Origin of the sequence: Cereibacter azotoformans, from assembly GCF_021391315.1 — a bacterium.
Taxonomy (GTDB): Bacteria; Pseudomonadota; Alphaproteobacteria; order Rhodobacterales; family Rhodobacteraceae; genus Cereibacter_A; species Cereibacter_A azotoformans.
Genome location: NZ_CP090021.1, coordinates 2,400,245 through 2,418,089, shown reverse-complemented (window position 1 = coordinate 2,418,089; position 17,845 = coordinate 2,400,245). Strand labels below are relative to the sequence as shown.

The following is a 17,845-nucleotide window of genomic DNA, read 5'->3' as shown; positions in this document are numbered from 1 at the left end:
GCCCTGAAGGCCGCCCCCGCATGGTCTCAGCCGTTGCCGTGTCGGCGGGCGAAGAGGCCCGCATCCTCGGCGGCGCGCCGCAGCGCCATGGCCTTGTTCACCGTCTCCTGATACTCGGCCTCGGGGTCGCTGTCATAGACCACGCCGCCGCCCGACTGGATGTAGAGCGTCTCGTCCTTCAGAACGGCGGTGCGCAGCGCGATGCAGAAATCCATCTCGCCATTGGCCGCGAAATAGCCGACGCCCCCGCCATAGACGCCGCGCTTTTCCGGCTCCAGCTCGTCGATGATCTCCATCGCGCGGACCTTCGGCGCGCCCGAGACGGTGCCCGCGGGAAGGCCCGCCAGCAGCGCCGACAGCGCGTCCTGCCCCTCGGCGATCTCGCCCACCACGTTCGAGACAATGTGCATGACGTGGCTGTAGCGCTCGATGATGAACTTTTCGGTCGGCCGCACCGTGCCCACCTTCGCCACACGGCCGACGTCGTTGCGGCCCAGATCCAGCAGCATCAGATGCTCGGCCAGCTCCTTCTGGTCGGCGAGCAGGTCGGCCTCCAGCGCGCGATCCTCTTCGGGGGTCGCGCCGCGCTTGCGGGTGCCGGCGATCGGGCGGATCGTCACCTCGCCGTCGCGCAGCCGCACGAGGATCTCGGGGCTGGCGCCCACCACCTGGAAGCCGCCGAAGTTGAAGAAGAACATGAAGGGCGAGGGGTTGGTCTTGCGCAAGGAGCGGTAGAGCGCGAAGGGCGGCAGGCGGAACTCCTGCGCCCAGCGTTGCGAGGGGACCACCTGGAAGATGTCGCCCGCGCGGATGTAGTCCTTGGCGGTCTCGACGGCGGCCTTGTAGCCCTCGTGCGTGAAGTTCGACCGCATCTCGCCGACCTGCGCCACCTCGCCGAAGTCGCGCTGCGTGGGCGGCGCGCGGTCGAGATCGCGCAGCGCATCCATCACCCGCTCGGCCGCCTGCGCATAGGCCGCCCGCGCCGACAGGCCCGACGAGACCCAGGCGGGCGCCACCACCGTCACCTCGCCCTTCACCCCGTCCAGCACCGCCACGACCGAGGGCCGCATCAGCACCGCATCGGGCAGGCCCAGCGGATCGGGGTTCACCCCCGGCAGATGCTCGACCAGCCGGATCATGTCATAGCCGAGATAGCCGAAGAGGCCGGCGGCGATCGGCGGCAGGTCGGCCGGCATGTCGATGCGGCTTTCGGCGATCAGCGCCCGCAGCGTGTCGAGCGGATGGCCCTCGAGCGGCTGGAACGCCTGCCGGTCAAAGCGCGCCTCGCGGTTGATGCGGCTGTGCTGCCCGTGGCACTGCCAGATCAGGTCGGGCTTCATGCCGACCACCGAATAGCGGCCGCGGATCTCGCCGCCGGTCACGGATTCCAGCATGAAGGTGTCCGTCCGCGCCTCGGCCAGCTTCAGCATCAGTGACACCGGCGTGTCGAGATCCGCCGTCAGCCGCGCATGGACAAGCTGGTTCTGCCCGGCGTTCCAGCCGCGCTCGAAGGTTTCGAAGGAGGTCACGAGCGGCACGGGGGCACCTTACTGGAACTGGGCCTGAACCGCCGAGATCGCGGCGTCATTCAGCGTGATGCCGGCCTCCTGCATCAGGCTGTTGGAAAAGAGCGCAAGCGCATCCTGCGACAGCGCCTGTTCGATCTGGGCCGACAGCGAGGCCTTGAGCGCCCGGGCCGCCTCGTCGTCGCCGGCGGCGGGCTCGACCGTGTCGAGCCGGAGGACGCCGGCAAAGCCCGGCCCGTCGATGGCCCGCAGCGCGCCCTCCTCCATCCCGAAGGCGGTGGTGACGAGGGTGTCGGGCACGTTCTCGACAAAGCCGTCGCGCGTCATCGGGCCCAGATCCTCGACCGGACCGAAGCTGCCGAGGTCCGTGCCTTCCTCGGCCGCCGTGGCGATCTCGGCGGCACGGGCGGCCAGCGCCTTGTCGAGGGCGTCGGCGCGCACGGCCTCGGCCACCTCGTCGCGCACCTCCTCGAAGGGTTTCAGCTGCGGCGGCACCACCTCGTCGAGGCGCATGGCCAGAAGCCCGCCGTCGTTGAGCTGGACCGTCTCGGGGAAGTCGTCCGGCTGCAGCGCATCGGCGGCGGTGCGGAACGCCTCGTAGCCCGCGATGTCCGAATCGAGCCCCGGCGCATATTCGACGGTGGCGATCTTCATCCCGGCCTCGGTGCCCAGCTCTTCCAGCGTGGCACCGGCGGCGAGCAGGTCGTCGATCTGGTCGCGGCGGCCCGAGATGGCGCGGGCGGCGGCGTCCTGCTGATATTCGGCGAGAAGGTCGTCGCGCACCGCCTCGAACGGGGTCTCCTGCGCCGCGATCACCCCGTTCACCCGAAAGAGGGCGGGGCCCAGCCCGGTCTCGACCGGGCCCGCGACCCCCGGCTCGGTGAGGGCGAAGACCGCCTCCGCTGCCGCGCCCAGCTCGTCGCGGGTGACATCGCCCATGTCGATGTCGATCAATTCGAGCCCCCGTTCGGAAACGAGGGTCTCGAACGACGTTCCCTCGTCGATCCGGGCGCGGGCCTCGGCCGCGGCCTCGGGCGTGGAGAAGGCCAGCCGTTCGACCAGCCGGCGCTCGGGTTGCACGAATTCGCCCAGACGCTGGTCATAGAGCCGGCGCAGCGCCTCTTCCTCGACCGGAAGGGTCGGGGCCACCTCCTGCGGCAGCAGGGCGGCGTAGGTGATGCGCTTGCGTTCCGGGGCGGTGAAATCGGCCGGATGCGCCTCATACCACGCCTGAAGCTCGTCCTCGGTGGGTTCGGGCAGCGGCGCGCCGAGGTTGGCCTCCTGCACCCGCAGCAGGCTGAAGCTGCGCCGCTCGGCGATGTAGGCGTGCAGCGTGTCAACCAGCGCCGCGGGCGCCACGAAGCCGCCCCCCACCGCGCCCTGCAGAAGCGAGCGCGAGATATCCTCGCGCAGGCCGTTCTCGAACTCGGATTCGGAAAGGTTGTTCTGGCGCAGCACCAGCCGGTAGGTCTCGCGGTCGAACTGCCCCGAGGGACCGTGGAAGGAGTCCGAGCCGGTGATCTCCTCGGCCACCCGCGCATCGCCCACCGACAGGCCGACACGGTCGGCTTCGTTGGACAGCGCGGCCTGCGTCACGAGGCGGCGGCGCACCTGCTGGTCGAGCCCGAACGCCCGCGCCATTTCCATCGTGACCGGCTGGTTGATCTGCGCCCCGAGGGCCCGCATCTCCTGCTGAAGCGCGCGGGCATAGTCGGCGGTGGTGATGTCGCGGTCGCCGACGCTGCCGACGGTGCTGAGCCCGCCGCCGAAATTGGTCACGCCAAAGCCGCCGAGGCCCACGGCCATCAGGGCGACGAGGCCCCAGAACACGATCTGCGTGCCCTTCTTCTTCGGCTTGTGGTGCTCGATCGACGTCAGTCTCGACATGGCATTCTTCCGGTTTGGGCGGTTGCGACTGTCTAGGGCCTGGGCGGCGCCGGGGCAAGGTGCAGAGGGCCGCACGAGGCGGGCCCGCGCGACGCGCTTCACGCAATCCTGACCGTTCGGCCGGCCCTGCGCCGGAGCGATGCTTGCTGCGGCCCATGGCGGCGGCTAGGCTTTCGGCGGAACGATCGGAGGTGTCGATGCGCTGGCTGATCCGTCTGGTGGCTGTGCTCTTCGGGCTCGTGGCCCTGTTTCTCGTGGCGCTGGTGCTCGTGCCGCGCGACCGGCTGGCCGAGCTGGCCGCCCGCCAGTTCGAGGCCGCGACCGGCCGCGCCATGACCATCTCCGGCGAGGTGCGCCCCTCGGTCTGGCCGAAGCTCGGCGTGCGCACCGGCCCGGTGACCATTGCGAATGCCCCCTGGGCTGCGGGCGAGCCGTTGCTCGAGGCGCGCGCGCTCGAGATCGGGCTCGATACGCTCGCCCTGATGGGCGGCAGCTGGCGGATCAGCCGGGTCGCGCTGGACGAGCCGGTGATCCGTCTCGAGCGCGATGCGGAGGGGCGGGCGAACTGGGACCTGTCGCGCCCGGCGGCGGCCGATCCTGCGCCCGAGGCCGATCCCGCGCCCGCCACTGCCGCGGGATCGGCCGTGTCCCCCTTCACGCTCGACGAGGGCATCGTGACGGGCGGGCGGGTTCTCTGGATCGATCACGGCACCGGGCGACGGGGGGACATCTCCGGCGTGCAGGCGCGGGTGACCCTGCCGGAATCGGGCGGACCGGCCGATCTCACCCTCTCGGGGCAGGCGAATGGCCGGGGCTTTGCCGTCGAAGGCCGGCTCGAGGAGGCGGGCAGCGCACTGGCCGGCCGGGTGGCGCCGTTGCGCCTGTCGCTCGCCACGGGCAGCGCCCGGATCACCTTCGAGGGCGAGGCCGGCAGCGCGCCGCCGATGGCCGACGGGCGGATCGACGCGGCCCTGGGCGATCTGGGCGATCTGGCGGCCCTCTTCGGCCGGCCCCGCCCCGAGCTGCCGGAAGGGCTGGGCCGCCGTCAGCTCGATATCGCGGGCCGGCTCACGCTGGCCGAGGGAGGGACGCTTCATCTGCGCGATGGCCGGGTGACCGCGGACGGCAACCGGCTGGCCGTCGAAGCCGACATGACCCCCGGCGGCGATCGCCCGAAGCTCGAGGCGAATGTGCGGGCCGAGGCGCTCGAGCTTGCCGGCCTCTCGACACCGGCCGCAGCCGCGGGCCCGCCCGGCGACGACCGGCAAGGCTGGTCGCGCACCCCGATCGACGCGAGCGCGCTGTCGGCGGTGGATCTCGGTCTGGCCCTCTCGGCGGGCAGCATCGACCTCGGCCGGCTCAGGCTGGGCGCCACCAAGGCGATCCTGACGCTCGACCGGGCGCGGCTGGTGGTGGATCTGCGCGAGGTGGCCGCCTACGGCGGCAGTCTCGCGGGCGAACTGGTGGTGAACGGGCGCCAAGGCCTCTCGCTCGCGGCCGACCTGACGCTGTCGGGCCTGCAGACCGAGCCCCTCCTGGCCGATCTGGCGGAGTTCGATCGGCTGGCGACGCAAGGGGACGTGCGGCTGAAGCTGCTCGCCGCGGGCCCGCATCAGGAGGCCCTGATGCAGAGCCTGTCGGGCACCGGCTCGATCCGCTTCGGCAAGGGCGAGTTCCGCGGGCTCGATGTGGCGCGGATGGTGCGCACGCTCGATGCGGGCTCGGTGGGCGAGGGGACGCGCACGATCTTCGACAAGCTCGGCGCGAGCTTCACCGTGGAAAAGGGCGTGCTGCGCAATGAGGATCTGGCCCTCGAGGCGCCGCTGATGCGGGCAACGGGCGCGGGATCGGTGGGGATCGGCGACCGGACGCTTGACTACCGGCTGCTTCCGACGCTCCTGCCGCGCGAGGACGGAACGGGCGGGGTGAGCGTTCCGGTGATCATCGCCGGGCCCTGGGCGGGCCCGCGCACCCGGCTCGACCTCGATGCGCTGGTGCGCCAGCCGGTCGGGCAGCAGGTGAAGGAGCGGATGTCCGAGGAGGCGGCCGAGCGTCTGGGCGTCGTTCCGCAGGACGGCGAGAGCCTCGAGGAGGCCGCCAAGCGCCGCGCCCGCGAGTCGCTCCAGAACGAGGCCGGGCGGGCGCTGAACAGGTTGCTCGGCGGGAACTGAGGCCGGTGTCGCGTGCCGTGGGCGGACAGGCTGCTCACGGCGCGGGGCCGGGCTCTCAGCGCCGACGGTCGCGGCGGGCGCTCATCGGCTGGAACGCGACGCCGACATGGGCTTCGCAATAGGGCTTGCCGGGCGAGGAGGGCAGGCCGCAGAACCAGAAGTCCTCGGTGGCCGGGTCGCCGATCGGCCATTTGCAGGTCCGCTCGGTCAGCTCCATCAGCGTGAGCCGGCGGGCGCGCTTTTCCACCTCGCGGACCGAAGCCAGCGCCTCGGGGCTGATCTCGTTGGCCGAAGGCTGCGGCGGCAGGGGCTGGCCCGCGGTCACCAGAGGCTTGCGCAGCGGCACCGGGGCCACCGGCGCAACCGGAGCCGGGCGTTCCGGCGCCGGGCGCGGGTCGGCGCTGCGGGGCGGATCGGCCGGACGTGCCGGTTCGGGGCGCGGGGCCGCCGGGGCCGGGCTCGCGGCGGTCGTGCCGGTGGCGGGCGCGACCTCCTCCTCGATCTCGTCGCGGCTTCCGTTGCCGCCCACACGGTTCGACAGGCCCAGCCGGTGCACCTTGCCGATCACCGCGTTGCGCGTGACGCCCCCGAGCTCCTTGGCGATCTGGCTGGCGCTCTGGCCCTCGGCCCACATTCGCTTCAGGGTCTCGACGCGCTCGTCGGTCCAGGACATGCCGCAACTCCGCTTGAGGGTGGACCCGACGCCGGGCGCCGGGCTTCCGCCGCTCCCCGCCTGTGGGGAGGAAGGGCGAGATTTACACCCGCCCCGGCCGTGTTTCAAGCCGCTCCGGCGCCGCGGCGGGCAGGGCCGGGCCCGCGCCCATCCAGCAGGCGTGCGCGAGGGATGGACAGCCGGCACGGATCGCGATAGGAGCACGGCCATGACAAGCCGGACCTGCACCCCCGCCGCCCGACGTTGACGCTTTCAAGCGTCCGGTCGCGCCTGCGCGCAGCCTCTGCCTGTCCTGCCTTCCTTCCTGACACATCACGTTGACTTGGGGCGCCTCCTCTGGCACCCCTGTGGCTTTCCTGGGGACCCTTGCCGATGATCTCTGCCGTCCTGCCGACCTACAACCGTGCGCCCCTCGCATTCGTGACGGGCGAGGGCTCGTGGCTCACCGCCGAGGACGGCAGCCGATATCTGGATCTCGGCGCAGGGATCGCGGTGAACGCGCTGGGCCACGCCCATCCCGCGCTGGTCGAGACGCTCACGGCGCAGGCCGGCAGGCTCTGGCATGTCTCGAACCTCTACCGCATCCCCGAGCAGGAGCGGCTGGCCGAGAAGCTGGTCGAGGCCACCTTCGCCGACACGGTCTTCTTCACCAACTCGGGCACCGAGGCCGCGGAACTCGCGATCAAGATGGTGCGCAAATACTGGTCCGCAAAGGGCCAGCCCGACCGGATCGAGATCCTCTGCTTCGAGGGCGCCTTCCATGGCCGCTCGACCGGCGCCATCGCGGCGGCGGGCTCCGAGAAGATGACCAAGGGATACGGGCCGCTGATGCCGGGTTTCCGGCAACTGCCCTTCGGCGACCATGAGGCGCTGCGCGCGGCGATCTCGGACAAGACGGCGGCCGTGATGATCGAGCCGGTGCAGGGCGAGGGCGGCATCCGCGTCCTGCCCGACGTCTGCCTGAAAGGCCTGCGCGACGCCTGCGATTCCGTGGGCGCGCTTCTGGTGTTCGACGAGGTGCAGTGCGGCATGGGGCGCACCGGCAAGCTCTTCGCCCACGAATGGGCAGGGATCGAGCCCGACATCATGATGGTGGCCAAGGGCATCGGCGGCGGCTTTCCGCTGGGGGCCGTGCTGGCCAAGGAAGAAGCCGCCGCGCCCATGACGGTAGGCACCCACGGCTCGACCTACGGGGGCAATCCGCTCGGCTGCGCGGTGGGCGCCAAGGTGATGGAGATCATCGCCGACCCGGCCTTCCTCGCCGAGGTGAACCGCAAGGGCGCGCTCTTCCGCCAGAAGCTCGAGGGGCTGGTGGCGGCCCATCCTCAGATCTTCGAAGAGGTGCGGGGCGCGGGCCTGATGCTCGGCCTGAAGTGCCGGGCGCCGAACACGGATCTGGTGCAGGCGGCCTATGGCCAGCATCTGCTGACCGTGCCCGCGGCCGACAACGTGGTGCGGCTGTTGCCGGCGCTGACCATCCCCGACGAGGACATCGCCGAAGCGGTGGCGCGTCTCGACCGGGCCGCGGGGGCACTGGAAGCCGATGCGGCCTGACCCCTGCCTCAGGGCCGATCCGCGCCGACGAGGCGGCTTGCTCTTCGGTCGCGCATGAACATCCGGCGGGAGGCGGTGCCCGAGGCCCGCACCCGAGACAGAAGGCCCTTTCCCGTGAACCACTTCCTCGACATCCACAAGACCGACACCGACGCCCTCCGGCAGATGATGGACAGCGCCCACGCGATGAAGGCGGCGCGTCAGGGCCGGCCCAAGGGCCAGCTCGACGACGACCAGCCGCTCGCCGGCCGCATGGTGGCGCTGATCTTCGAGAAGCCCTCGACCCGCACCCGCGTCTCGTTCGACGTGGGCGTGCGGCAGATGGGCGGGCAGACCATGGTGCTCTCGGGCAAGGAGATGCAGCTCGGCCACGGTGAGACCATCGCCGACACGGCGCGCGTGCTCTCGCGCTATGTCGATCTCATCATGATCCGCACCTTCGAGGAGGCGACGCTGCTCGAGATGGCCGAGCACGCCACGGTGCCGGTGATCAACGGGCTCACGAACCGCACGCACCCCTGCCAGATCATGGCCGACGTGATGACCTACGAGGAGCACCGCGGCTCGATCTCGGGGCGCAAGGTGGTCTGGGCGGGCGACGGCAACAATGTCTGCGCCTCGTTCCTGCATGCGGCGGGCCAGTTCGGCTTCGACTTCACCTTCACCGGCCCGCCCACGCTCGACCCCGAGGCCGAGTTCGTGGGCTATGCCCGCGAGAAGGGCCGGCGCGTCTCGATCGAGCGCGATCCGGCACGCGCGGTCGAGGGGGCCGATCTCGTGGTGACGGACACCTGGGTGTCGATGCACGATCCGCAGTCCGCGCGCGAGCGGCGGCACAACCAGCTCAGGCCCTATCAGGTGAACGAGGCGCTGATGGCGAAGGCGCGGCCCGATGCGCTGTTCATGCACTGCCTGCCCGCGCATCGCGACGACGAGGCCACGAGCGCGGTGATGGATGGGCCGCATTCGGTGATCTTCGACGAGGCCGAGAACCGGCTTCATGCGCAGAAGGCCATCATGCGCTGGTGCCTCGGAACCTGATGCGGGGGGGCTGGCCTGGCCATGGCCGGGCCTCGCCCGAAAACCGGGCCCCGGCTCGTGTCGGGACGGACGGTCCTTCGCCATCCCCCGCGGTCTTGCGCGGGCGTGCCGTTCAGGCGTCCTGTTCGGTGGCGGGCCGGACGCGACACCTCCAGCTCGAGACGCGGTATTTCGGGTGGTCGAGCACCCATTTCGCAAGCTCGGGCGGCGCGCGCAGCAGGCAGGCCCGCGGGCTGAGATCATCGCTGTAATAGAGGCTGCGCTTCTCGCAGGCCTCGGGGGCGGCACTGAGGCAGGCCACGAAGGCAAGTTCGATCATGTTGACCTCTTCACAAGGTTGGCAGGGTCCTCCCTGAACACCGCTGATACCGCATGAACCCCTTCGAACCGCTCAAGCGCAGTGCTTTGCGAGACTGCAAGACGGACTTCGGGCGAACAACGTGCAGAAACCTGCATGGTTGCCACATTCTTTCGTATCGGGAGATCCGCCAGAGCCGCGCCCGCGCGAATCCCTCGGGCCGAAGGTGAGGGCGGGCGGATCGCGCGTCCAGTCCCCTTTCCGCTCGGGCAGGCGAATATGCTTCGGACGGGTGGACCTCACGGCGCGGGCCGTCCCCGCCTGCCGCAGCGCGGCGATTGACACGCCCCGGAGGGTCCGCCACAAATTCCTGCGAGAATTTTCGGGAGGTCTCCATGAAGAAGGTCTATGACAGCGCGTCCGCCGCGCTGGACGGGCTGCTGTTCGACGGGATGCTGATCGCGGCCGGCGGGTTCGGTCTGTGTGGCATTCCCGAGCTGCTGATCCAGGCGATCCGCGACGCGGGCACCCGGGATCTGACCATCGCGTCGAACAATGCGGGCGTGGACGGCTTCGGTCTGGGCGTGCTGCTCGAGACGCGGCAGGTGAAGAAGATGATCTCCTCCTACGTCGGCGAGAATGCCGAGTTCATGCGCCAGTATCTCTCGGGCGAGCTGGAACTGGAGTTCAACCCGCAGGGCACGCTCGCCGAGCGGATGCGGGCCGGCGGCGCGGGCATTCCGGGCTTCTACACGAAGACGGGCGTGGGCACCGTGATCGCCGAGGGCAAGGAGCACAAGGAGTTCGACGGCGAGACCTACATCCTGGAACGCGGGATCGTGGCGGACCTGTCGATCGTGAAGGCCTGGAAGGCCGACCCGTCGGGCAACCTCGTCTTCCGCAAGACGGCGCGCAACTTCAACCCGCCGGCGGCCACCTGCGGCAAGGTCTGCGTGGTCGAGGTCGAGGAGATCGTCCCGCTGGGCAGCCTCGAGCCGGACTCGATCCATCTGCCGGGGATCTATGTGCACCGCCTGATCCAGGGGCAGCACGAGAAACGCATCGAACAGCGCACCGTCCGCAAGCGCGCCTGAGGGGGAGAGAGATCATGGGCTGGGACCGCAACCAGATGGCGGCACGCGCCGCGCAGGAGCTTCAGGACGGCTGGTATGTCAACCTCGGGATCGGCATCCCGACGCTGGTGGCCAACTACATCCCCGAAGGGATCGAGGTGACGCTGCAATCCGAGAACGGTATGCTCGGCATGGGCCCCTTCCCCTTCGAGGGCGAGGAGGATGCCGACCTGATCAACGCCGGCAAGCAGACCATCACCGAACTGCCGAAGACCGCCTATTTCGACAGCGCCCAGAGCTTCGCGATGATCCGCGGCGGCAAGATCGCCATGGCGATTCTCGGCGCGATGGAGGTGGCCGAGAACGGAGACCTTGCGAACTGGATGATCCCCGGCAAGCTCGTGAAGGGCATGGGTGGGGCGATGGACCTTGTGGCGGGCGTGCAGCGCGTGGTGGTGGTCATGGACCACACCTCCAAGCACGGCGAGTCGAAGGTGCTGAAGCAATGCACCCTGCCGCTCACCGGCAAGGGCGTCGTGAACCGCATCGTGACGAACCTCGGCGTGCTCGACGTGGTGCCGGGTGGGCTGCGGATCGTGGAATGTGCCGACGGCGTGACGGAAGACGAAATCCGCGCGGCGACGGAAGCCACCATCGTCGCCTGACGGCGCGGCTCCTCCGTCCGCGCGGCCGGAGGGGCGGCACCTCTTGTCGTGCGGTTGGGGAGGGACCGCGCATCCAGCGGCGCATGGCCTGCGGCATCTTCTCCCTACCTCCGGGCGAGGGGGCAGGTTAGGATTTCTCCATGCAACTCATCGATCCAAACCACCCGTTCTTCCGCCCCGCCTGGCGTCGCTGGGTCACCGGGATCTTCCCCATCGCCTGGTCGGCCGTCGAGCTGTTCGCGCTGGGAAGCCCCGTGTGGGCCGTGATCTTCCTCCTCCTCGGGATCTACGCCTTCTGGGTTCTGGTCATCAAGGGGCCGGACGCCGCCTGATCCGGCGGCTCGGTTCCCTGGGCGCAGCGGCCGGGCTGTTCCTGGCCCATGACCGCTGTCCGCAGGCGTGTGCCTCCCCGGTCTGAGCCGTCGCGTCGGCCCGGATCATGCCCGCTCGGCGCGTCTCAGGTGCCGCGCGGCTTGGCCCGCAGCGTAGGCTCGGCCACCGTCGGGTCCTCGGGCCAGGGATGGCGCGGGTAGCGACCGCGCATGTCGCGGCGGACATCCGCATAGGAACTTGCCCAGAAGCCCGGAAGATCCATCGTCACCTGCACCGGCCGCTGGCCCGGTGACAGCAGGGTGATCCGCAAGGGCAGCCTTCTGGGGCCCACCGTCGGGTGCACCGTCACGCCGAACATCTCCTGCAGCCGGATCTCGATTCCCGGCGCCTCTCCCTCGTAGTCGATCGGCACCTTGCGCCCGAGCGGTGTCTCGAAATGCGCGGGCGCCAGCCGGTCGAGAAGCTGCACCCCCTCCCAGCCGAGGAGGGCGCGCAGCGGCTCGGTCAGGTCAAGGGCGCGAAGCTCGGCCTCGGTGCGGCGGGTGCCGAGGTAGGGCAGCAGCCACTCGGGGTCGGCCAGCAGCGCCGCGTCCGACGTGTCGGGCATTTCGGCCCCCTCGGCGCGCAGGAGGGCGATGCGGGCGCGCAGCCTGCGGGCGGGCTCGCTCCAGGGCAGGCCGATCTGGCGCAGCCCCTCGAAGGCCGCGCGGGCCAGCGCCTCGGGGGGCACTTCGGGCCAGGTCCGGTCGTCGAGCACCAGCGCGCCGAAGGTTTCCTGCCGCCGCGCCACGACGCGGCCTTCGCGGCGCGACCAGTCGCAGACCGTGCGCCAGCGGATCTGTGGCGCAAAGAGCTGGCGCAGCTCGGATTCCGGGATCGGCGCCGCCTGCCGCACCTTCGCCTCGCGCGCGTCGCCGTCGAGATCGGTCGCCACGATCAGCCGCGCGCCCGAGAGCGGCAGGCCCGGTTCCATCGCCGCGCCCTTGCCGCCCGATAGCACCCAGCGCGGCGCCTCGCCCTTGCGCCTCAGGCCGACCCGGTCGGGATAGGCCAGCGCCGCCATCTGCCCCACAGACAGACCCGCGTCGGGCGTCGCCACCGCGCGGGAGAGCCGGCGGGCCTCGTCCCGGACGCGGGCGAGGGCCGTGCGGTTCACCTCGTGCGGATGCTCGTCCGGGAACCGCTTCGGATCGGCCAGCGCCGCCAGACGCAGCGCAAGATCGGGCGGCCCCTTCACCGGGTCACGGTCGGCCATCAGCGCGGCAAGCGGCGCGGCGGAGGGCCCCGCCACCGTCAGCATGTGGCCCAGCCGGGGATGGAGCGGCAGACGCGCCAGCCGCTTGCCATGGGCGGTGATCCGGCCATCCTCCAGCGCGCCCAGCCGCTCGAGCAGCCCGCGCGCCTCGGCCAGCACGCCGGGATGGGGCGGCGTCAGGAACGGCAGGTCGGCGCTGCCCCAGACCGCCAGCTCGAGCGCAAGCCCGGTCAGATCCGCCGCCTCGATCTCGGCCGGCGGGAAGGCCGCCAGTGCCCCTTCCTCGCCCCGCGTCCACATCCGGTAGCAGATGCCCTCGGCCACACGGCCCGCGCGGCCGCGGCGCTGGTCGGCCTCGGCCCGCGTCACCCGCTCGGTCACCAGCCGCGACATGCCGGAACTCGGATCGAACCGCGCCCGCCGCGCGCGGCCGGCATCGACCACCACCCGCACGCCGGGAATGGTCAGCGAGGTCTCGGCGATCGAGGTGGCCAGCACGATCCGACGCTCCGGGCCTGGCTCGAGCGCCGCGCGCTGGGCCGCGAAGTCGAGCGCACCAAAGAGCGGCGCCACGCGCACCCCCGGCAGGTCGAGCATGCCCTGCACGCGCCGGATCTCGCCCTCGCCCGGCAGGAAGACGAGGATGTCGCCCTCGGTCTCGACTGCGGCCCGTCGCACCAGGGCCGCCACCTCGGGCTCGAGCCGCGCACCGGGGGCGAGGGGGCGCGCCAGCCACCGCGTCTCGACCGGAAAGGCGCGCCCCTCCGACGTCACGACGGGCGCCCCTCCCATCAGATCGGCCACCGGCCCCGCGTCAAGCGTTGCAGACATCGCGACCAGCAGCAGGTCCTCGCGCAGCGCGCCCCGCACCTCGAGCGCCAGCGCAAGTCCCAGATCCGCGTTCAGACTGCGCTCGTGGAACTCGTCGAAGATCAGCGCGCCGATCCCTTCGAGCGAGGGATCGTCCTGGATCATCCGGGTGAGGATGCCCTCGGTCACCACCTCGATGCGGCTGGCCGGCGAGACGCGCGCCTCGCCCCGGATGCGGTAGCCGACGGTCTGGCCCACCGGCTCGCCGAGCGTGGCCGCCATCCGCTCGGCGGCCGCCCGCGCCGCAAGACGCCGCGGCTCGAGCATGACGATCCGTTCCCCGGTCAACCCGGCATCCAGGATCGCAAGCGGCACGCGCGTGGTCTTGCCCGCACCGGGCGGCGCCTGGAGCACCACCATCCGGCGATTGGAGAGCGCCTCCACCAGGGCGGGCAGCGCAGAGTCGATCGGCAGCGTCTCGGTCATGCGCCCTTATGGCCGGACCTCGTGCCCCGCGCCAGAGGCGCCTAGCGCCGCCGCAGGGTGGCTTTGCCGTAGATCGTGTCCGTTGCCACCTGCATCACGCGCATCCGTCCGTCGGCGGTCGGCTGGTAGTAGAGCGTGAAGGGAAAGCGTGGCTTTTCGGCCATGTCCTCGGGCGAGTAGCCCGCCACGCGCCGGAACTCGCCCGCGCAGCTCACGCCGCCCTCGATCGCCTTCGGTGTGCCCAGCACCACCTGCGTCCGCCGACGCCCGTCGAAGATGTCCAGCGACAGCCGGCATTCCTGCCCCGGCTCGACATCCCGGAGAGCGGCATAGAGGGCCGTCATCGGGTCCACCGTGCCACGTTGCGCCGCCGGATCCACGTCATAGGGGCGGGGCTTGCGCGCGGGCGCGTACCGTTCGACCCTCGGCCTGCCCCGGTCCCAGGCCAGGACCACCTCGGACTGCCGCCGCCCGGTGTCGGCCTTCTCGCTGTAGCTGAGCGCCTCGGGGCGGCCCTGCACCATCCGCCCGCTCGCCTGCGCATCGTAGCGCATCCTGCGGACCAGCCCGAGCAGCCCCGCGCTCTGCAGCCGCCCGTTGACGCTGTAGCGTCCCGCCTCTTCGGCGCCACTGAACGAGAAGGTCCCAGCCCTCACGCCGCGGAGCACGAGATCGAACGCGGCCTCGTCCGTCCGTGCAGCGGCGGGCGCCGCCAGCAGCAGCGCCAGCGCCGCCATCCCGAGAGCCGTGCGCATGGAACCTCCATCTGCCGCATTCTCGCCTCTGGCATATCGCGGGAAGAGAGGGCACAACAGCCCCGCAGTCCGGTTCCGCCCTGACAATCGCGTCAGCGGCCGGAGAGGCTGCGCCCGATCTTGACGGAGCACCCGATGGACACAGCCGACCTCGCCCCCCGTATCGCCAGCGGCGACCGTCGCGCCCTCGCCCGCGCCATCACGCTCGTCGAGAGCCAGCGCGCCGACCACCGCGCACAGGCTCTGGCGCTTCTCGGCCAACTGGCCGGGACAGGCCGCGAGGCATTGAGGATCGGTCTGTCGGGAACGCCGGGCGTCGGCAAATCCACCTTCATCGAGAGCTTCGGGCTGATGCTGACCGGCCAGGGGCTCCGGGTGGCGGTTCTCGCGGTCGATCCCTCCTCCTCCCGCTCGGGCGGCTCGATCCTTGGCGACAAGACCCGGATGGAGCGGCTCTCGCGCGATCCGATGGCCTTCATCCGCCCGTCGCCGTCCCAGAGCCACCTGGGCGGCGTCGCGCGCCGCACCCGCGAGGCGGTGGCGCTCTGCGAGGCGGCGGGCTTCGACGTGATCCTGATCGAGACGGTGGGCGTCGGCCAGTCCGAGACCGTGGTGGCCCAGCTCTGCGACCTCTTCCTTCTGCTGCTCGCCCCCGCGGGCGGCGACGAGCTGCAGGGCGTCAAGCGCGGCATCATGGAGATGGCCGACATCATCCTTGTCAACAAGGCCGATGGCGACCTCAGGCCCGCCGCCATGCGGACCGTGGCGGACTATGCGGGCGCGCTGCGCCTCCTGCGCCGCCGGCCGCAGGATCCCGAGGGCTTTCCCAAGGCGATGCCGGTCTCGGCCATCGAAGAGCAGGGCCTCACCCATGCCTGGGCCGAGATGCAGGCGCTCGTCGGCTGGCGCCGCGAGACCGGCCATTTCGCCCGTCGCCGGTCCGAACAGTCCCGCCACTGGTTCGAGGAAGAGGTGCGCCAGGGCCTCCTGTCCGTCCTGAGCCGCCCCGGCCCCGCGCGCGAGACCATGAGCCGGCTGGGCGAGGCCGTCACCCGTGGCGATCTCACCCCCGAGGCCGCCGCCGCGCGGATGCTCGCCTCTCTCTGATCCTTCATTCTGGCCCAAATATCCCGCGGGGGTGCGGGGGCGCGAAGCCCCCGCCGCGGGTGGCCGTCCTCGACCCCATCGGCCGCTCGCTCCGCAGCGCCCTGAATCGCTTGACGCCGCTCCGCTTTGCCCCTAAACGGCCCCGATGGAATTCGGCGCGCTGCCTCTGGCGGTGCCCTTCATGCACAACCGTGCAGTCGATGCACAACCACGAGGATCACGACCATGTCGCGCGTCTGCGAACTTAGCGGTAAGGCTCCGATGACCGGCAACACGGTCAGCCACGCCAACAACAAGAGCCGTCGGCGCTTCCTGCCGAACCTGAACGACGTCACCCTGATCTCGGACGTCCTGGGCCAGTCCTTCAAGCTGCGCATCTCGGCCGCGGCCCTGCGCACCGTGGACCACCGCGGCGGGCTCGACGCCTTCCTCGCGAAGGCCCGCGACGAAGAGCTGTCGCTCAAGGCCCTCGCGATCAAGAAAGAGATCGAGAAGGTCCGCGCCACCGCCGCCTGATCCGGCTCGGTCCTCACCGGCCTCGGCCCCGCCAGTCGGCGGGGTCTTTGCGTTTAGGGCTCTGGCATGGCGATGGGACCGGCGCTGCACCGGCTGCCGGGGTGCGACCGGATCGGGCGTCTCGGGCGCGCCCCCTCAGCGCCACCACGACCTGTCTGCAAGACGTGAATCGCCAGCTGTTGAGCCAGCGCAAGCTTGTTGCCGATGCCCGCTTGTTGCGGGCGCGCGGGCCCGTATGATCCGGCCCATGATGCGCCCCGTGCTGGCCTTCCTTCTCTCTCTCGTTCTTGCGGCCGCCTCGCTGACGGTCTCGGCCGCGCATGGTCAGGCGGCGGCACGGCAGGTGGTGATCTGCACCGGTCACGGTGTCGCCACCATCGCGCTCGACCGCGAGGGCAGGCCGGTCGGGCCGCTTCACCCCTGCCCGGACTGTCTTGCGGGCCTTGGCACGGCGGTAGCCCCACCTTTCTGTCCGATGCCCCGCGCGCCGCTCTCGCGCGGCGAAGGGCTTCCGCGCTCTGCGCCCGTCGTGGCCGCAGGCCGTCCCTCTCCTGCCCCCTGTGCTCGCGATCCGCCGGCGCCTTCCGTCTGACGCATCCCCCAGCCCGTTTCACAGGAGAGACACATGACACCGTTCAAGACGCTTCTCGCGGCCGCCGCCGTCACCTTCGCCCTGCCCGCCTTCGCCGACAGCAACATTGCCGTGCGGGACGCCTATGCCCGCGTTTCAAGCCCCGCCGCGAAATCCGGCGGCATCTTCATGGTGATCGAGAATCACGGCAGCACCGCCGACCGGCTGGTGTCGGCCGCGTCCGAGGCCGCGGCCAAGGTCGAGCTGCACACCCATCTCGCGGGTGAGGACGGGATCATGCGGATGGTCGAGGTTCCCGAAGGCTTCGAGGTTCCCGCCCAGGGCAGCCATGCGCTCGCCCGCGGCGGCGACCATGTCATGCTGATGGGCCTCACGAGGCCGCTGAAGGAGGGCGACGAGGTGGCTCTGACGCTCACGTTCGAAAGCGGCGCGCGCGTGGATCTCGCCGTGCCCGTGGACCTCACCCGCGAGGATGCGGGCGCCCACCAGATGCAGGGCATGGATCACGCGCACTGACCGGGCGAAGGGGCAGGGCGCGCCGGAGGGTGCGCCCTTGCCGGATCAGCCGCAGTAGGCCTGAGCCGCCTCACCGAAGGATTTGTAACGCCGCCAGAAGGCCGAATCCGAGCTGCGCCCCGAGAAGCGCACTTCCTGCGCCTCGTCCGGGTTGGCAAAGAACTTCGCCGCGCGGCGCTGGTCTCCCGAACGCAGCGTCATGTCGGCCACCTGCTGGATGCAGTTGCAGGTGGACGCATTGGCCGCCTGCCGGTCAGAGCGCAGGCAGGCCCGCTCGATCGGGCCGCCGGCAGCGGCAAGGGACGGAAGGACAAGCACGGCGAGCGCCGCCGCAAGGGCCGGTTTCTTCATGATCTGCCTCGTTCACTGCTCCGGCAGGTTGATCCCGCCGATTTCGATGTCCGAAGACTATGCCGGAAAAGCGGCTTTTCTTCAAACCGATTCGAGGCTTGGCGGACGTTCCTCACAGATCACGCTCCCGCGAGGGGGCGCCGAGGCCGGTGGCGCGCGGCGCGCCCGGAGGGCTGCGGTGGCCCCTGGGGCGAGAATCGCGCGGCCATGCGGGCCCGGATCGCTCCCCCGCTGCC

General features: G+C 71.0%; 17 protein-coding genes. 10 read left to right on the top strand and 7 right to left on the bottom strand.

From position 1 onward, the window contains the following. Positions 1-26: 26 nt before the first annotated feature. On the bottom strand, positions 27-1,538 hold the full coding sequence (trpE, locus tag LV780_RS12120; protein ID WP_101341783.1) for an anthranilate synthase component I: 1,512 nt from the start codon (positions 1,536-1,538) through the stop codon (positions 27-29). A gap of 9 nt (positions 1,539-1,547) precedes the next feature. Next, the gene (locus LV780_RS12115; RefSeq protein WP_117345028.1) at positions 1,548-3,413 is read right to left on the bottom strand and encodes a peptidyl-prolyl cis-trans isomerase; all 1,866 of its coding nucleotides are present in this window, start codon (positions 3,411-3,413) and stop codon (positions 1,548-1,550) included. Positions 3,414-3,610: 197 nt separating this feature from the next. Here LV780_RS12115 and LV780_RS12110 point away from each other — a divergent pair, with 197 nt between their 5' ends. Then, a complete protein-coding gene (locus LV780_RS12110) occupies positions 3,611-5,584 on the top strand; it encodes an AsmA family protein (RefSeq protein WP_108221441.1) in 1,974 nt (657 codons plus the stop codon). A 55-nt stretch (positions 5,585-5,639) separates the two neighbouring features. Here the strand turns inward: LV780_RS12110 and LV780_RS12105 are convergent, their stop codons facing one another. Further along, positions 5,640-6,257: a GcrA family cell cycle regulator gene (locus LV780_RS12105; protein WP_108221440.1), complete on the bottom strand. Its 618-nt coding sequence runs from the start codon at positions 6,255-6,257 to the stop codon at positions 5,640-5,642. Between the two features lie 372 nt (positions 6,258-6,629). Between LV780_RS12105 and LV780_RS12100 the strand changes: the two genes are divergently transcribed. Together LV780_RS12100 and argF are read left to right on the top strand one after the other, a co-directional pair. Then, on the top strand, positions 6,630-7,811 hold the full coding sequence (locus tag LV780_RS12100; protein WP_108221439.1) for an aspartate aminotransferase family protein: 1,182 nt from the start codon (positions 6,630-6,632) through the stop codon (positions 7,809-7,811). 114 nt (positions 7,812-7,925) lie between these two features. Beyond that, positions 7,926-8,852, top strand: coding sequence for an ornithine carbamoyltransferase (gene argF, locus LV780_RS12095; protein ID WP_044248949.1), 927 nt, complete (start codon positions 7,926-7,928; stop codon positions 8,850-8,852). Positions 8,853-8,964: 112 nt separating this feature from the next. On the opposite strand, the gene LV780_RS12090 is transcribed toward argF, so the two are convergent. Next, positions 8,965-9,171 carry a hypothetical protein gene (locus tag LV780_RS12090; RefSeq protein ID WP_011910050.1) on the bottom strand — a complete coding sequence of 69 codons (207 nt, stop codon included), beginning with the start codon at positions 9,169-9,171 and terminating at the stop codon, positions 8,965-8,967. A 374-nt stretch (positions 9,172-9,545) separates the two neighbouring features. Between LV780_RS12090 and LV780_RS12085 the strand changes: the two genes are divergently transcribed. The 3 genes from LV780_RS12085 (at position 9,546) to LV780_RS12075 (ending at position 11,220) form a co-directional block, all read left to right on the top strand. Next, positions 9,546-10,244 (top strand): CoA transferase subunit A, encoded by a 699-nt coding sequence (locus LV780_RS12085; RefSeq protein WP_011910051.1) that lies wholly within the window; start codon positions 9,546-9,548, stop codon positions 10,242-10,244. Positions 10,245-10,258: 14 nt separating this feature from the next. Continuing rightward, on the top strand, positions 10,259-10,888 hold the full coding sequence (locus tag LV780_RS12080) for a CoA transferase subunit B (RefSeq protein WP_011910052.1): 630 nt from the start codon (positions 10,259-10,261) through the stop codon (positions 10,886-10,888). Between the two features lie 140 nt (positions 10,889-11,028). Next, positions 11,029-11,220 (top strand): hypothetical protein, encoded by a 192-nt coding sequence (locus tag LV780_RS12075; protein WP_011910053.1) that lies wholly within the window; start codon positions 11,029-11,031, stop codon positions 11,218-11,220. Positions 11,221-11,345: 125 nt separating this feature from the next. Here LV780_RS12075 and hrpB read toward each other — a convergent pair whose 3' ends face one another. After that, positions 11,346-13,772 (bottom strand): ATP-dependent helicase HrpB, encoded by a 2,427-nt coding sequence (gene hrpB, locus LV780_RS12070; RefSeq protein ID WP_108221438.1) that lies wholly within the window; start codon positions 13,770-13,772, stop codon positions 11,346-11,348. A gap of 41 nt (positions 13,773-13,813) precedes the next feature. Next, a complete protein-coding gene (locus LV780_RS12065; RefSeq protein ID WP_108221437.1) occupies positions 13,814-14,527 on the bottom strand; it encodes a DUF3108 domain-containing protein in 714 nt (237 codons plus the stop codon). Positions 14,528-14,662: 135 nt separating this feature from the next. Between LV780_RS12065 and meaB the strand changes: the two genes are divergently transcribed. The 4 genes from meaB (at position 14,663) to LV780_RS12045 (ending at position 17,258) form a co-directional block, all read left to right on the top strand. Then, on the top strand, positions 14,663-15,634 hold the full coding sequence (meaB, locus tag LV780_RS12060) for a methylmalonyl Co-A mutase-associated GTPase MeaB (protein ID WP_108221436.1): 972 nt from the start codon (positions 14,663-14,665) through the stop codon (positions 15,632-15,634). 225 nt (positions 15,635-15,859) lie between these two features. Continuing rightward, positions 15,860-16,150: a 50S ribosomal protein L28 gene (gene rpmB / locus LV780_RS12055; protein WP_011910057.1), complete on the top strand. Its 291-nt coding sequence runs from the start codon at positions 15,860-15,862 to the stop codon at positions 16,148-16,150. Positions 16,151-16,397: 247 nt separating this feature from the next. Further along, positions 16,398-16,742: a hypothetical protein gene (locus LV780_RS12050; protein ID WP_233863801.1), complete on the top strand. Its 345-nt coding sequence runs from the start codon at positions 16,398-16,400 to the stop codon at positions 16,740-16,742. Positions 16,743-16,775: 33 nt separating this feature from the next. Beyond that, on the top strand, positions 16,776-17,258 hold the full coding sequence (locus tag LV780_RS12045) for a copper chaperone PCu(A)C (protein ID WP_101341811.1): 483 nt from the start codon (positions 16,776-16,778) through the stop codon (positions 17,256-17,258). Between the two features lie 45 nt (positions 17,259-17,303). Here LV780_RS12045 and LV780_RS12040 read toward each other — a convergent pair whose 3' ends face one another. Then, positions 17,304-17,609, bottom strand: a complete 306-nt coding sequence (locus LV780_RS12040) for a hypothetical protein (RefSeq protein ID WP_101341812.1) — start codon at positions 17,607-17,609, stop codon at positions 17,304-17,306. Between the last annotated feature and the right edge of the window lie 236 nt (positions 17,610-17,845).